Annotated in this window: 10 protein-coding genes; 7 read left to right on the top strand and 3 right to left on the bottom strand. The window is 61.9% G+C overall.

What is annotated here, in order from left to right:
- Positions 1 to 266: 266 nt before the first annotated feature.
- Positions 267 to 959, top strand: coding sequence for a phosphatase PAP2 family protein (locus ABIE53_RS13025; protein ID WP_107706615.1), 693 nt, complete (start codon positions 267 to 269; stop codon positions 957 to 959).
- A 106-nt stretch (positions 960 to 1,065) separates the two neighbouring features.
- On the opposite strand, the gene ABIE53_RS13020 is transcribed toward ABIE53_RS13025, so the two are convergent.
- Positions 1,066 to 1,176, bottom strand: a complete 111-nt coding sequence (locus ABIE53_RS13020; RefSeq protein ID WP_006051418.1) for a DUF2254 domain-containing protein — start codon at positions 1,174 to 1,176, stop codon at positions 1,066 to 1,068.
- Entirely contained in the window at positions 1,166 to 1,363 is a 198-nt protein-coding gene (locus tag ABIE53_RS13015; RefSeq protein ID WP_258196059.1) for a DUF2254 family protein, read from the bottom strand. The genes ABIE53_RS13020 and ABIE53_RS13015 overlap by 11 nt, the downstream gene beginning before the upstream one ends.
- Positions 1,364 to 1,841: 478 nt before the next feature.
- Here ABIE53_RS13015 and ABIE53_RS13010 point away from each other — a divergent pair, with 478 nt between their 5' ends.
- From ABIE53_RS13010 to ABIE53_RS12990, 5 genes are all read left to right on the top strand, one after another.
- Positions 1,842 to 2,486, top strand: a complete 645-nt coding sequence (locus ABIE53_RS13010; RefSeq protein ID WP_107706616.1) for a hypothetical protein — start codon at positions 1,842 to 1,844, stop codon at positions 2,484 to 2,486.
- 920 nt (positions 2,487 to 3,406) lie between these two features.
- Positions 3,407 to 12,013: a glycoside hydrolase family 94 protein gene (locus tag ABIE53_RS13005; protein WP_107706617.1), complete on the top strand. Its 8,607-nt coding sequence runs from the start codon at positions 3,407 to 3,409 to the stop codon at positions 12,011 to 12,013.
- Positions 12,014 to 12,091: 78 nt separating this feature from the next.
- Positions 12,092 to 12,535, top strand: coding sequence for a hypothetical protein (locus ABIE53_RS13000; protein WP_029970750.1), 444 nt, complete (start codon positions 12,092 to 12,094; stop codon positions 12,533 to 12,535).
- Positions 12,536 to 12,925: 390 nt separating this feature from the next.
- Positions 12,926 to 13,339, top strand: coding sequence for a type II toxin-antitoxin system HicB family antitoxin (locus ABIE53_RS12995; RefSeq protein ID WP_053858329.1), 414 nt, complete (start codon positions 12,926 to 12,928; stop codon positions 13,337 to 13,339).
- Positions 13,340 to 13,499: 160 nt separating this feature from the next.
- Positions 13,500 to 13,706 carry a hypothetical protein gene (locus ABIE53_RS12990; RefSeq protein ID WP_029970752.1) on the top strand — a complete coding sequence of 69 codons (207 nt, stop codon included), beginning with the start codon at positions 13,500 to 13,502 and terminating at the stop codon, positions 13,704 to 13,706.
- A gap of 581 nt (positions 13,707 to 14,287) precedes the next feature.
- Here the strand turns inward: ABIE53_RS12990 and ABIE53_RS12985 are convergent.
- On the bottom strand, positions 14,288 to 14,575 hold the full coding sequence (locus tag ABIE53_RS12985) for a DUF1488 family protein (RefSeq protein WP_081653058.1): 288 nt from the start codon (positions 14,573 to 14,575) through the stop codon (positions 14,288 to 14,290).
- Positions 14,576 to 15,321: 746 nt separating this feature from the next.
- On the opposite strand from ABIE53_RS12985, the gene ABIE53_RS12980 reads away from it, so the two are divergent.
- Entirely contained in the window at positions 15,322 to 15,774 is a 453-nt protein-coding gene (locus ABIE53_RS12980; protein ID WP_029970754.1) for a DUF2934 domain-containing protein, read from the top strand.
- Positions 15,775 to 16,050 lie beyond the last annotated feature (276 nt).

Genomic DNA, 16,050 nt, shown 5'->3' with positions numbered 1-16,050 from the left:
CCCCATGCGAGGTTCACCGGATCCAGACGGACGTGGTGTCGAGAGCATATACCCATGCTCAAACGGTAAGGCGCTGCCGCAACTCCCGGCGACCGCCACGCGCTTTCTCAAGGAGGCTTGCGGCGTTGACGGCTAACGTTTGTGAGTGTGAAGCATGTGCTGCGACGACACGCTCGAGAGGTCGGATATCGATGAACTCGTCATCGCTCCGATCCAACGTTTGGCTGCGCAGTTCCATAACTAGAAGATCGGGAGAAGATGCAAAGATGAACCCTTTCGATACGGCAATCCAGGCTTTTCTGACGCACACTGCGATGACTTGCGGTGTATTGAACCACCCGATAAGAGTCATCGCGGACCTCTACACATTCAAAGGCCTGGTGCTCGTACCCGTATTGTGGTGGATATGGTTCAAACCCAGCCAGCGGGGCGAATGGGAGCGTGAAATGGTTGTCGCGACGATCGCGAGCGGTCTTCTCGCACTCGCGGTGTTCAGGCTTATCGCCCGATATTTGCCATTCCGGATGCGGCCCATGTTCAATCCCGACCTGCACTTCAATTTTCCGTCAGGTGGCCTCGATCCGGCCGTACTTCCCGCGTGGAGTTCGTTTCCGAGTGACCACGCGATGTTGTGGATTTCGGTTGCGATGGGAATTTTCCTGGTTCGACGCGGCGTCGGCGTGCTCGCACTTTTATACACCGCGATCGTCATATTACTGCCGCGCGTTTATCTCGGCTGGCACTATCCGACCGACATACTCGCGGGGGCGGCGATTGGGGTGATCATCACCTGGTGCATGACTCGGGACCCCATTAGGACCCGCTTTTCAGCTCCGATCCTCGGATGGATGCAAAGATTCCCCGGGCCTTTCTATGCCGTGATGTTTGCTTTGTGTTTTGAACTGGTGACCCAGTTCAACGAGCTACTGGTTCTCGGCCGGTCCCTGGTGCAAGGCTGACGGTCGCGCGATCGAGCAGTGCCAATTCGACGCGCAACGCGTCATGACGATGTTCCGGAAGGCTCTGAACGAGATTCTCAATGGCCGCGGGCAGACGTCGCGCGATCTAAACGCTGCCCGCGCCGTACTGTCGTATCTCGCGAAAACTGATATGCACGAAGTCTTCCCAATTGGGCGTCCGCAAGATCATGCGCACCTGCCCCGACTTATCCACCATCTCTTCGATGTGCGGAGACCGTTTGCCCACCACGCGCAATAGTCGGTGCAAACTGGTCGATGGCAAGCACGGCCGTCGTCGGATCGTTGATCGCCGCCGACAGCGCTTTCAGCGCAATATCGACCAGGATGCGAAACGCGAACATAGGGTCCTGCTCGATGCTGCGTTCCGTCCCGAAAGCGACCAGGGTGCGGAGCCTCCTTTCATCGATTGCGCCACAATTCCGTACAGATAGAACAGGGGTTCGTCCACCGCGACGAAATCACCCACTTGCGGTACGAATTCAATGATTGAGTCAGTGCGCCGCGCCTTGGCCACCAGCCATTCCAGATTCACCGCCAGAACGATGCGAGATTTGCCGCGATGATGAACAATCCGATCCGGTACGCCTCTGTCCTCCTCGCGTCCGGCGGGGTAAGAAGCATTCGAAAATCTCTTGCAATGCTGAGGATGCCGGATCATCAATCCCCATAGCTACGATGCATCCGACTCCGGCGAAAGGGACGGCGGCACAAGCCGTGCGAGCGCCGCCGCGCAAGCGGGAAAAAGTGTAATGGGGCAGAATTGGATGGTGAGCACCTTCAAACGCGCGTGAGAGGAAGCGGTGCCAGACTTCGGTCATCAGGGCTTTCCGTTACCGAGGCAACTTTGCTGTAGAGGAATCAATGAAGAAAGGAAAGACAAAACTCACCCGCCATGATGCTGAGCGCCTTTTCGAGGGGCTGCCCGTCAGTAAGACGACAGGATCGAACCGGCCGGAGAACCCATTCGAAGCAGGGGTGTTCGACGTGGTCGAGCGCGTCGACGACGAAACCAAACTCTGGAAAGACAGCCTCATTACTCTTCCGATGTCGATCGAGTTGCCGACCGGCTACGAGTCGGTCTCGCGCCTGCGCGAGGCGATGGCGCGGGCCTGGCGCGTGAAGTGGGTGAGGGAGGGCAAAAACGAGGTTGTCGCGGAGTTTCCGGAAGGGTGGACCGCCGTTCGCCCCGAGACCGGCCCCATAGAGTTGCGAGATCCGTCCGGCGTGGTCCGTGCCTTATACGGGTGGGCCACGGATGCGGAACTCAGGATTCTTCCACGGTACGTTGTTGAGTCGCAGGCGAACAGATCGAGCGGACTGGGCAGCTTGCTTGTCCGTGATCGCGGGACCGGTCAAATTCTCGAGAGGTCGTCAACATGGTCGGCTCGAACCGGTACCAACCATCCAGATTGGACCAGGCTGTCGGCGTGGCTCAGCTCACGCTATCCACAACACCACGACCCGCTGAGGTACTGGGAAGATTGCGAGGAAAACACACAAAACTGAGTAGCGGTGCAAAGTAGCTACCGACGGGCAACGAGACAGAGCGCGGCGATATCGTCGCGAGTCCCCTTAGTCGGTCCACCCTATCGCTACGTTCGGACAGGGCGTTTGCTCCGATGGCATCGTGCATGCATGGCATGCGCCGGTAAATCCAGACGATCCGGCGATCGTCGAGTTGGCCGACTCGTCGGGAACGCATCTACACGGTACTCGAAAAAATATAAATCGCGACAGCGTCACCAGATGCGTTCACACTGGGCGACATGGCCGTTGCTTTCGCGACGGGCAAAACCGGGGAACCATATTGGCGAAGAGCACGATGCGCGGTAATCGCGAAGTTAAAAAGCCCAAACAACCCAAAAAGGTAGTGTCTCCTGCGGTAGGCGTGTCCCCAGCGCTTGCCTCGAAGACCACCGCAGGCAGCGCACCGGCCAGGAAGAAATAGCAGGCGCCTGGGACACGGATCCGTGTCCTTTCTGCTCCATCGTTTCCGTATGTTCAGCCGCAAGCTGCGTCGACGGGGCTGTGCATACGTGCTCCCGCCCGTCGCCGATTGCGGCACCGGTCACATCGAAGCTTATCTGCCAAATTTAGTGTGCCCCTCGACGGCAGCTACCGTTTTGCGCGGGGGCGAGTCATTGCCGACCGCTTCCGCAGAAGCCGCATAGCTGCTTGGTTGTCCTGACGGTTCCTCGCGTGTCCGCCCACACCGTGAATCAAGCCACATCCCGCAGGCGTGCATGCAGGCGAAGGTGGGGTGTGGCCTCGCCGAAGGAAGATCCGATCATGTTCCAACTCGATGAGCCGTCGGTCGCTATTACGATGGCAAACCCGACGGCAAGCGCTGTGCGCGCCGCTAACATGACACGCCACCGCGACCGGTCCACCCGGCCGAACTCATCGGCGCCGCAGGAAGTGCGCCTGTGAAAACGATCCTCCGGTATGTCGCGAGACATCGTTCGCCGTCGGCGCCGTGGACCGACACCGCGCCGGTGCGCGAAGAGCTGTTCGGCGTCGAACGGCTCGAGCAACATGCGGAAAGCCTCGCTGCCGCGCAACCGGTCACGAAGACACCGCCTGCCGTTTTATCGCTGCACACGAGACTGAACGATAATGCCGCGGTCCTGCTCGCGGCCTACCGCGCGAGCGCCGAAGAACTGGAGCGCGGCCGGGGCGTGGTGCCCGCCGCGGAATGGCTGCTCGACAACTATCACCTCGTCGAGGAGCAGATCCGCGAGATTCGTGACGACTTGCCGCCCGGCTACTACCGTCAGTTGCCCAAGCTTGCCGCAGGTCCGTTCGCCGGGTATCCGCGCGTGTTCGGTATTGCGTGGGCGTTCGTTGCGCATACCGACAGCCACGTCGACCCGCAGATCCTGCGGCGTTTCATCAGCGCGTATCAACGGATTCAGCCGCTGACAATCGGCGAATTGTGGGCCGTGGCGATCACGTTGCGCATCGTGCTGATCGAGAACCTGCGACGCCTGACTGACCAGATTACTGCTGGCCGCAGCGCACGCGCTGACGCCGATGCACTCACCGACCGTCTGCTCGAATCGGGGAGTGCCCGTTCGGCGCTCGAAGCGGACATTTCCACGCGCTCCTCAGGCCTGTTGTCGGAGCTGTTCGCCGCACAGCTCGCAAAACGGCTGCGTGACCAGGATCCGCGCATCACGCCGGCACTTGGCTGGCTGGAAGAGCGGCTCAAGCTTCAGGGCGTCTCTGTCGATGAAGTCGTGCAACACGCACAGCAGCGGCAGGGCGCGTCGAACGTCACCGTGCGCAATGTGATCACCAGCATGCGGCTGATTTCCGACATCGACTGGACCGAACTGTTCGAGAGCGTGAGTCTTGTCGACGCGCGGTTGCGCGCGGACAGCGGCTTTCCGACGATGGATTTCCCGACGCGCAACTTGTATCGCAGCGCGATCGAGCAACTGGCGCGCGGCTCTTCTTTCACCGAACTCGAAGTCGCCGGACTAGCGCTGGAATCGGCCCGGGTGGCGGCGCTGGAAGCAGGCGATGGCGCACATGCGCAACGCGCCGGCGACCCCGGCTATCACCTGATCGCCGAGGGCCGGCGAGCACTGGAGCGGGCGATCGGATTCCGGGCGCCTGCGCGTCTGCGGATCACGCGCCTCAACGTCCGCCTCGGCATCCACGGCTATGTCGCCACAATCCTGACGCTCGCCCTGGCGTTACTCGCGCTCGCGTTGTGGGCACTATCCACACTAGCGCCGCCCGGTACCGAAGCCTGGGTACTCGCGCTGTTTGCCGTATGCGCATTCCTGCCTGTCACCGAGGTCACGACCGCGCTAATCAATCGCGCGGTGACATGGAGTTTCGGCGCAATCACGTTGCCCGCTCTCGAACTGACTGCCGGCGTGCCGTCGTCATTGCGCACACTGGTTGCCGTGCCGACGCTTCTGACGAGCGAAGCCGATCTGCGCGAGCAGGTCGAACGCCTCGAAGTGCATCACCTCGCGGGAGCCGGTGGCGACCTGTCCTTCGCGTTGCTCGCGGACGGGCTCGATGCGGATCAGGAAGTGCTGCCGGACGACGCACACCTGCTCGCCGTGGCCGCCGGCGCGATCGACGAGCTGAACCGCCGTTACGAGCCAGGCCCCGGCGGAAGCCGTTTCCTGCTGCTACATCGCCGCCGCGTGTTCAATGCGAGCGAGAACAAATGGATGGGCTGGGAACGCAAGCGCGGCAAGCTGCACGAACTCAACCGCCTGCTGCGCGGTGCGACGGATACGACCTTTGTGTCGATCGCCGGCCGTGCACCGCAGGTGCCGCCCGAGGCGCGCTACGTCATCACACTCGACGCCGATACGCGTCTGCCACGCGACGCCGCGCTGCGGCTGATCGGCAAGATGGCGCATCCGCTGAACCGGCCGACGTTTAGCGACGCCGATCAACGCGTGGTCAACGGATACGCGATCCTGCAACCGCGTGTCACGCCATCGCTGCCCGTCGGGCAGGAAGGGTCACTGCATCAGCGCGTCTTCTCCGGCCCCGGCGGGATGGACCCGTACGCGGCGGCGGTGTCCGATGTCTATCAGGACCTGTTCGGCGAAGGGTCGTATACCGGCAAGGGCATTTACGACGTCGATGCGTTTGAGGCGGCTTTGCGTGGACGCGTGCCCGAAAACGCGCTGCTCAGTCACGATCTGTTCGAAGGGATTTTTGCGCGCGCCGGACTCGCGTCGGATGTCGAGGTGGTCGAGGAAGTGCCGTCGCGTTACGACGTGATCGGCAAGCGCCAGCATCGCTGGACGCGTGGCGACTGGCAATTGCTGCCGTGGATCGTCGGCTATCGCGGCCGGGACCGACACGCGATGCCGTCGATCGGCCGCTTCAAGATGCTCGACAATTTGCGCCGCTCGCTGCTCGCTCCCTTCATGGTCGCCGCGCTCGGCCTATGCTGGCTGATGCCGATCCACGCCGGAATGGCAAGCTCGCTGCTGGTGCTAAGCGCGCTCGCGATTCCCGCATTCCTGCCGACGCTGTTCGCGATCCTGCCGCGCCGCAGCGGCATCCATCTGCGCAATCATCTGGACGTGCTGGCCGCCGATGTGCGGCTCGCAACCTTGCAAACAGTTCTGTCGACCGCGTTCCTCGCTGACCAGGCGTGGCGCATGGGCGATGCGATTCTCCGCACGCTGATACGGCTGTTCGTGACGCATCGCCGGCTGCTCGAATGGACCACCGCCGCCCAGTCGAAGGGCAGCCCCCGCCTCGACTTGCGCGGCTTTTATCGGCAGATGAAAGGCGGTGTCGCGCTCGGCCTTGTGCTGCCGGCTGGTGCGATCGCGTTCGCACCCTCGCACTGGCCGCTAGTGCTGCCGTTTGCGCTGTTATGGCTCGCCGCGCCGGCGCTCGCGCTGTGGTCGAGCCGGTCGCCGACCGTCGCGCGGCGTTTCGCGATGGCGGACGCGGACGCACGCGGCCTTCGCCTGATCGCGCGACACACGTGGCGTTTCTTCGAGACCTTCGTTACGCCGGCAGAGAACATGCTGCCGCCCGATAATTTCCAGGAAGATCCGAAGCCGGTCGTCGCGCACCGCACCTCGCCGACCAACCTCGGGCTCTATCTGCTGTCGGCGGTTGCTGCGCGGGATTTTGGCTGGGCGGGGACGACGGAGACCGTCGAACGGCTCGAAGCGGCGTTCGCTTCGATGCACAAGCTCACGCGTTTCAAGGGGCATTTCTATAACTGGTACGGGACGCTCGATCTCCAGGTGTTGGCACCGGCGTATGTTTCGTCGGTCGATAGCGGCAATCTGGCCGGTCATCTGATCGTTCTCGCCAACGCGTGCGAAGAGTGGCCGCATGAATTGCTCGCGCCGGCCGCGCGGTCCGGATTGATGGATAACCTGCGACTCGCGCGTGAAGCCATCGACACGCTGCCCGCCGCAGGCGGTGAACATGGCAGGCAACTGGTTGCGATCCTCGAAGAGATCAGCAAGCAGTTGCACGGTCCGCAGGCGTTCGAAGCGCTGTCGCCATCGCTCACGCGGCTGACCGAAAAGGCCGCGAAGGCAGCGCGTGAACTCGTGCCCGCCGGCGGCGGCGATAGTTCTGCCGACCTGATGTTCTGGATCGATGCGTTGAGTAAAAGCCTGGTCGAACATGCCCGCGACCGGCAACAACTCATCGCGGCACCAGAGTTTCTGCAGGCACGCCTGAAGTCGCTCGCCGATACGTCGCGGGCGATGGCGCTCGACATGAACTTCGCATTCCTGCTCGATCCGGAACGCAAGCTGCTGTCGATCGGCTATTCCCAATCCGACAACAGCCTGGACGTGAACTGCTATGACCTGCTGGCGTCCGAAGCGCGTCTCGCAAGCCTGTTCGCCATCGCGAAAGGCGACGTGACGACGCGCCACTGGTTCCGCCTCGGTCGCGCTGCAACGCCGGTCGGTGACGGCTCGGCGCTGATCTCGTGGTCGGGGTCGATGTTCGAATACCTGATGCCCTCGCTGGTGATGCGTGCACCGGTCGGCAGCCTGCTTGAGCAGACAAGCCGCCTGGTGGTGGAACGGCAAGCCGCGTATGGGCGTTCGCTTGGCATCCCGTGGGGCATTTCGGAATCGGCGTACAACGCACGCGACATCGAATTTACCTACCAGTATTCGAATTTCGGCGTGCCCGGCCTTGGCCTCAAGCGAGGGCTTTCGGAGAACCGGGTGATCGCACCGTATGCAACGGGGCTAGCCGCGATGGTCGACCCACTAGCCGCGCGAGAGAACTACGCACGACTCGCCGCGCTCGGCGCGCTGGGGCGCTATGGTTTCTACGAAGCACTCGATTTCACCCGCTCGCGGCTACCTGAGAACGAGGATGTTGCGATCGTGCGCAATTTCATGGCCCATCATCAGGGCATGACGATCGTGTCGATCGCGAACACGTTGCTCGACGCGCAGATGCGGGCACGTTTTCATCGCGAACCCATGATCCAGGCCAGCGAACTGTTGCTGCAGGAGCGTATGCCGCGCAATGTCGCCGTCGCGCATCCCCGTGCCGAAGAAGTGAAAACGTCAGCAACGGTCGCCGGCGTCGTGCCGCCGACCGTACGGCGCCTCACAGCGTCGGCCGTTGCCGGCGCGGCGCCCGTGACACACCTGCTGTCGAATGGACGCTACGCCGTCATGCTGACTGCGACCGGCGCCGGCTACAGCCGTTGGCGCGATCTCGCCGTGACGCGCTGGCGCGAAGACGCAACCCGCGACGATTGGGGTTCTTTCATCTTCCTGCGCGACACGCAGAGCGGCCACGTGTGGTCGGCGGGCGCAAAGCCGGCTGATAGCGCTGCCGATTACGAAGAGGTTGTGTTCGGCGAGGACCATGCTGAATTCATCCGCCGCGACGGCTCGTTGACAACGACGATGGACGTACTGGTTTCCGGTGAAGCAGACGGTGAAGTGCGCCGCGTCTCGTTGGCCAACAGTGGACGCCGCGCGCGCGAGATCGAACTGACATCCTATGCGGAAATCGTGCTCGCGACGCCGGCTGCCGACAACGCGCATCCCGCCTTCTCACGGATGTTTGTCCAGACCGAGCACCTTGCGGAGTTCGGCGCGCTGGTGGCCACGCGCCGTCTGCGTTCGCACGACGAAAGACAACTGTGGGCTGCGCATTTCGCGGTTGTCGACGGCGAGATCGTTGCCGAGCCGCAATACGAATCGGATCGCGCGCGCTTTCTGGGACGCGGGCGCAACGCCGGCACGGCGGCAGCGATCTTCGACGATCAGCCGCTGAGCAATACTGCCGGGACCGTACTCGATCCGGTCCTTGCGCTCAGATATCGCGTGCTGGTGCCGCCGGGCAAGGTCGCGCGCGTGACGTTCTGGACAGTAGTGGCCGAGTCGCGAGCGCTGTTGCTCGATCTGGTCGACAAACACCATGACCGCAACGCGTTCGACCGCGCCAAAACGCTAGCCTGGACGCAGGCTCAGGTGCAGTTGCGTCATCTCGATGTCGAAGCCGACGAGGCTGCGGATTTTCAACGCCTCGCCGCGCCGGTTATTTACGCCGATGCGCGTTTCAGGGCGCCGTCGGACACGATCGTTCGAGGAGCAGGTCCTCAGTCCGGAGTCTGGCCGCACGCGATCTCGGGCGACCTGCCGATCGTGCTGCTGCGTATCGATGACGTCGAGGACATCGCGCAAGTCCGGCAATTATTGAGGGCGCACGAGTACTGGCGGATGAAGCGGCTGGACGTCGATCTCGTCATCGTCAACGAACGGGCTTCGTCTTATATCCAGGAGTTGCAGGGTGCGATCGAGACAGCCGTGCGCAGCAGCCAATTGCGGCCGCGTATCGGCGAAGAGCTCGCGCAAGGAGCGGTCTTTACGCTGCGCGCCGATTTGATGAGCGTGGAGGCGCGGGCGCTGCTGCAATCGGTCGCGCGTGTCGCGTTGATTGCGCGCCGCGGTTCGATCGCCGACCAGCTCGCGCGCTTGCCGCAGTCGCCGGGACAGCCATTGGCGCTACGCCGGCAGAAGCCGCCGATGTCGTCGCCATGGCCCGCGGCGCCTCATCCGCCTCGCGCGCTTTCGCCGGTTGCGTCGAGGCTCGAGTTCTTCAACGGTCTGGGCGGCTTCGATAAAGACGGCCGGGAATACGTGAGCGTCCTCGTGGGGGGCGCGACCACGCCCGCGCCGTGGATCAACGTGATCGCCAACTCCGGCTTCGGCTTTCAGGTCGCGGCGGAAGGCAGCGGCTACACCTGGGCCGAAAACAGCCGCGAGAACCAACTCACGCCGTGGTCGAACGACCCCGTCGAAGACCCGGCCGGCGAAGCCATCTATGTGCGCGACGAAGTCACTGGCGATGTATGGGGCGCCACCGCGTTGCCAATCCGCGACGGCGGGACGTATGTGGCGCGTCACGGGCATGGCTATAGCCGCTTTGAACACGAGGCGAATGGCATCGCGCTCGACTTGCTGCAATACGTGCCGCTCGCCGACCCACTGAAGATTTCGAGGCTGACGTTGCGCAATCTGTCCGGCATGCCGCGCCGTCTGTCCGTGACGGCGTGGATGGAATGGGTGCTTGGCAAATCGCGCGGCGCATCCGGACCCTTCATCGTGACGGAAATCGACTCCACTACCGGCGCGATGCTGGCGCGCAATCCGTGGAGCATGGGGTTCGCGGGGCGAGTCGCGTTCGCCGACCTGGGCGGCCGGCAGACCTCGTGGACGGCCGACCGCACCGAATTTCTCGGCCGCAACGGGCGGACTGCGGCACCCGCCGCGCTAACCGGCAACGCGCCGCTGTCTGGCGCAACCGGCGCGGGCCTCGATCCATGCGCGGCGTTGCAGCGCGTGATTGAGCTGGGCGTGGGTGAGACCGTCGAAGTCGTGTCGTTCATGGGGCAGTGCGCGTGCGTCGAAGACGCACGCGCATTGATCGAGCGTTATCGCAAGGCCGACCTCGACGCCGTCCTCGCCGAGGTGACGACCCAGTGGCAGAACGTGCTCGGCACCGTCCAGGTCAAGACCCCCGACCGCGCGATGGATCTGATGCTAAACGGCTGGCTGCTGTATCAGACGCTCGCATGTCGCGTCTGGGCACGCTCGGCGTTCTATCAGGCGAGCGGCGCGTATGGCTTCCGCGATCAGTTGCAGGACGGCATGGCGTTGACGCTGGCGCAGCCGGACGAGGCCCGGCGACATTTGTTGCGCACTGCGGCGCGGCAGTTCATCGAAGGCGATTTCCAGCACTGGTGGTTGCCTCAGTCGGGGCAAGGCGTGCGCACGCGGATTTCCGATGACCGCGTGTGGCTCGCGTTCGCGACGGCGACTTACATTGGCTGCGCGGGTGACGTCGCGATTCTCGACGAGATCGTGCCGTTTCTCGATGGACCGCCACTGCGACCTGGCGAGCACGATGCGTTCTTCCAGCCGATGGTCGCGGATGAATCAGCGTCGCTGTTCGAGCATTGTGCGCGGGGCCTGGATCAATGTATGGAACTGACCGGCGAGCACGGTTTGCCTCTGATCGGCACGGGTGACTGGAACGACGGCATGAACCGCGTCGGTGCGCACGGCAAGGGAGAAAGCGTTTGGCTTGGCTGGCTCTTGTTGCGGACGATCGAATTGTTTGCCCCGCTGGCTGAATCGCGCGATGCGGTTTCCGTTGCGCATGCTGCACGCTGGCGTGCGCATGCGGGCTCGGTGCGCGAGGCGCTGGAGCATGAAGCATGGGACGGCGAATGGTATCGCCGGGCGACGTTCGACGACGGCACGTGGCTTGGCTCAAAAGACAGTGACGAGTGCCAGATCGATTCGATCGCGCAGTCGTGGGCGGTGCTGTCCGGCGCGGCAGATCCCGCCCGCGCGGCGCTGGCGATGACCTCGCTGGAAAAGCACCTGATCCGTCCGGAAGACGGGCTTGCTTTGCTGTTCACGCCGCCATTCGATAAAACGTCGCACGATCCAGGCTATATCAAGGGCTATCCGCCGGGGCTGCGTGAAAACGGCGGGCAGTATAGCCACGCAGCGATGTGGGCGATCCTCGCGTTCACCAAAATGCGCGAGGGCAACAAGGCCGCCGCGCTGTTTTCACTGCTTAACCCCGTCAATCATGCGCGTACGCCGACAGAAGTCGACCGCTACAAGGTCGAGCCCTATGTCGTCGCCGCCGATGTGTATTCCGTGCCGCCGCACGCCGGGCGCGGTGGCTGGACCTGGTACACGGGGTCCGCTGGATGGATGTACCGGGCGGGTGTCGAGGGCATTCTCGGGATTTGTCGCGAGGGCGGTTTTCTTGTGATCGATCCGTGTATTCCGGACACGTGGCCGGGGTTTGAAGCAACGGTGACGATGGATTCGACGCGGTATGAGATTCACGTCGAAGCCGCTGACGAGCTCGATGTGACGCGCGCGGTGCTCGACGGCGCGAGTCTCGAATGTGGTGATGGACGGGTGCGCGTACCGCTCGATGCCGGCTCGCACAAGCTCCTGATTTCGCTTTGTCTCCGCGTAAGGGAAGACGTGAACTCGGGCGCGTACGTCGCGTGACGAAGCACGCATCGTGCTCCGAAAGGAAAACAGGAGACGAATAGTGGTAATGACAGGCAAATCCGACCGGAGCAAACGATGTTGGCATGGCACTACACCACGGGACAAAAGTTCCGGCAGATCAGCGCAAGCGGGATGCTCATCCCCGGCGGCATCGGGGCCGAGCCCACCGGGACGCCTGTACTGTGGTTTTCGCGTAATCAGCATTGGGAGCAAACCGCCGGCGACGAGTGCCATGAGACTGGGCAATCGGTGCGCCGTCTGACGATGCGTGAGACTTACGTGGCGAGCGGCGGGCTCGTGCGGTATGGATGCGATGTTAAACGCCTGTACGCCGGCGAAGTGCTGCGGCGAAAAGCACAGATGACCCACGAAGTCTGGGCGGCCTTGTATGCCGTTGGGAAATTGCAGCAGGCGTATCCTGCCGCGTGGTGCGGCTCGGTTGACTCAATGCCGGTTGATGGCATGGTAGTGCACGTGTTGAGCGAATCATTCAAATGGCAGCGCTTCGAAGCATGCTAGCCGATTGTCCGTCATTGATAATCGGGCTTTCTGGACCTGCATGAGCAGGCCGTCCCGGCGATGCAGGCGCGACGCACGCTTTCCTTTCACACTGTCACGATTTAGTTTGCTTTTCGACGGCCATGAGCGCATGGTGAAGATCCAGATGTACCTGACGGCCCTTTTTCGCATCCGGACAGGTATCGGTTCATGACGGTCAGTATCGCTTAAGGAGCGCGCGATCATGACCATCTCCACTATCGAATACAGAGAGTACGAGCTATGTACGTACTCTCACCACGCATTCCTTCTGCATCGTGATCCGTATGCCAAAGGACCCAGGCAGTTCCCGTCGTTCGTACGCTATGACGTACCGCATGCGAGTCAGCACGCAGCTGAGTGGAGCAGGTCATGCAATATCCGCTTTATGTGCACCGTGACGGAACTGCCGGCTTTCGCGCCAGTTTTCCCGATCTTCCCCGAGCAGTTGCGAGCGGCCATTCGTTCGATAAGCTGAGACGCAACGCGCAAGAGGTTGTCGAACTGATGTATGACCGCAGCGAGCAACTCATACCCGCTCCAACCTGCAGTACATCCGAATTGCAATCGCTCGACATGGACGATGGGCAAGGGATCTGGATGTTCGTCGAGATCAACCTGACGCGGGTTACCTCGAAAGCTGTGAGCGTTCAATTCAGTCTGCCCGAGAGTCTGCTGCAGCGAGTGGATGCTGCAGCAAAAGGGCGACACTCGACGCGCTCCATGTTCTTTACGCTGGCTGCCGTGCACGAACTTGGAAACCGGGACGAAGGGCAATTGTCCTAGATGCCGGTTTTACGGTGGGTGTTCGCGGACGGCTTCCATCGCGCGCCACGACCGCGTCAGCATTCAAAACCCGACCTTGCGATGGGTCGCGTCGTCCCGCTATCGGGGCGACGCCGACCACCTGATGGCGAACCAGTTTTTTCCATAGCAGGAGTGCATCATGATCGATGACCAGGTAAATGCCGAAGAACTGGCAGAAAGCAGGAAACAGAGAGAGGCCGCGGCGAATGCGACGGATGATGGTATGCCCGTGGGCCCCGAAGATGAAAAGCGGGTTGTCGACGGCACTCAATACAGAGGGCCGAAGCAGTGGATCCGGCACGCAAGGAAATTGCTGGGTGCTGGAGGCGGCTTTATGCGACCTTGATTTCGACTTGAAGCCATGCGCGTAAAGCCATCAATGGCTCGTGTGAGACGTTCGGGACGCCTCACACGCTGGTACGGGAGCGCGCAGAGCGCGCGGCCCATAAAGAGCTGATCCGCGACACCGAATCACCTTTGCAAGGATCCTGATGTCGCGCTACCAATTCGAAGGAGATCTGGCGCATCTCGAACGGATCATTCCGTTACTTGTGCACGGAAATCCCCTGGCGCTAGCGTACTGGCAGCGTCGAGTCTCGTCGCTATCGCTGCAGCAGAGTCTGCTTCCTGACGGCACCAGGCGCGTAACCCGACTGCTTAACGTATTCAATGAAGTCGAGCGCGCATTGATATCAGGCAAGGCCACCGCCCGACGGTCGCCGGGATGAACCGCGATGCGTCAGAAATAAATCGGAGAGGGGGCGAGCCGGCACATGCCCGGGCGCTGCAGTTCCGGCCAGCGCATATCTTGGTACGGGTCTTATTCCAGGCGGGAGGTTGGCGAACTATGGCGTCGAAACCATGCGCGCTTCCTGCACGAAGCCGGTGTTCACAGATGAGGAAACATTCTCGCGACAGGGCTGTAGATCATGAAATCGAATACCGGTTCTGCGGGCCGCCGACATACTGCCTGTTTGCGATTTCGAGAACCTTTTCACGAAACTCGTCAAAGGCACCAAGCAGCGAACGCTCGTCGGACCCAACGCCAGGTTGCAGATTTCTGAGCATTGCGTCGTCGATCATGAAGGTGATCTCGCGCGAATCGTCGTACCCCCAGAAACACACGCAATGTCGGGCGGCATCGTAGCTACGGCTGGGGTTGGGAAATTTAAGCACCGCGATCAGTCTTTCTCGTACACGGCCGAGTAGCGCCACTTAGTGGCGTTGGAGTCGATCGTGGCGTAACTGGCGCGTCTTTTCTCTGCTCTCAGAGCATCCGCTGCGTCGAGTATATGAGCACGCGTCCTGCATTCGGCGGCGTACTCGTTCTCCCTGCCAATTGCAGCAGAAGCGGGCTTGAATTGCGATCGCATGATGGGGCTCCTAAGCTGGAGGTCGCTCATGGACGACCGGTCTACCCACTGTATACCCTTTGGCTGGCATCGACGTCTTTATTTACCTGCATCCCTGGCGTTCAGTTTTCCGAAACGTTATGCAGGTCCGCATAGAAAAATTCGCTCGGACTGAGAGCGCCAGTCGATACCATTCGTATTGACCTGCTGCTCAGCGGTTGGTAGCGCGGTCATGCTCCCTCAAAAAAACGAAAAGTGCAGGCCGATGATTTCACTGGCAGCATCGCCCGTGAAGCGTTGGCGCCGGCATTCCACGTTCTGATGAAACCGTCCGGGTCCAGCATGAAAATTGCGCACTTCCTGTCACCTGCGACGAGAAGCTGAAAAGCCTGCTCTTTCGGAAACTTCCCCGGTCCGTGTGCAATTTGTCATAGCGTTTGAATGCAGCGCGCTGACGGAGGTTCTTCCCAATGGCCTTGTGCGGGCCTACCGCCAGGCATGATACGCGTTCAAGTTGTGCGGGCCGCTATTGGCGTCCCAAGCGGTGCAGGTCCGGGGCCGACAATGGGCTGGCCCCTCCATCCCAACGAAAACACCTGGAAGACGATCATGATCGAGCGACTGGTTGACGTAATAGACCGCAGCGGCACTGTGCTGCACACATACCCGATTACGCTGGGCGAGTCGGGCAACGCCGACGACTCCGAATACCTGGCCAAGGCGCTGGAAGCAGCAGCGCACAGCCGGCTTGTGCCGGACGCTGAACTCGGTACCCTGACGGCCAGGATGCACACGAGCCGGGGCGGTCAGATGGCTCCCTACGGCGATGACTTCTTGAGGGACTCGGAAACGAAATCGGGCCTGGAGCAGGCTGTTCGGGAACGCGCCTATCTGCTCTGGGAGAAAGACGGGCGCCCTGAAGGACGTGCGGAAGAATACTGGCATCGCGCTCTCGACCAGCATCTTCGGGAGCGCGCCTACGTTCTGTGGCAGCAGGAAGGAAGTCCCGAGGGGCGACAGGATGAGTATTGGCGTCGGCTTGTGGATTTCCAGGCTCAGTGATTCCGATCACCCTTGGACCGTCCGGTGCGTAGCGAAAAGGAGAACCGAGGCGGCATGCGCAGACATCCCCTTCGACCAGGTCGGGCGGATCGGTCTTCTTGCATCGCCGAACCATTGATATCGATCGCCACGGCGGCCTCTCGCTGCGGGTGCGTGTGAGCGCCGCGGCGACAACGGGGAAAGGCTGACATAAGAGTCGAGGCCGCTAACAGTGGCCGACACTCGAACGGCTGCAACGACCCCGATGACCCGCCGACCAAAATGACCGTCAGAATG

Source organism: Paraburkholderia sp. OAS925, assembly GCF_040543975.1.
In the GTDB taxonomy this organism is placed as follows: Bacteria; Pseudomonadota; Gammaproteobacteria; order Burkholderiales; family Burkholderiaceae; genus Paraburkholderia; species Paraburkholderia graminis.
Note: the sequence above shows the minus strand (reverse complement) of the source record. Positions and strands in the feature narration are given on the sequence as shown.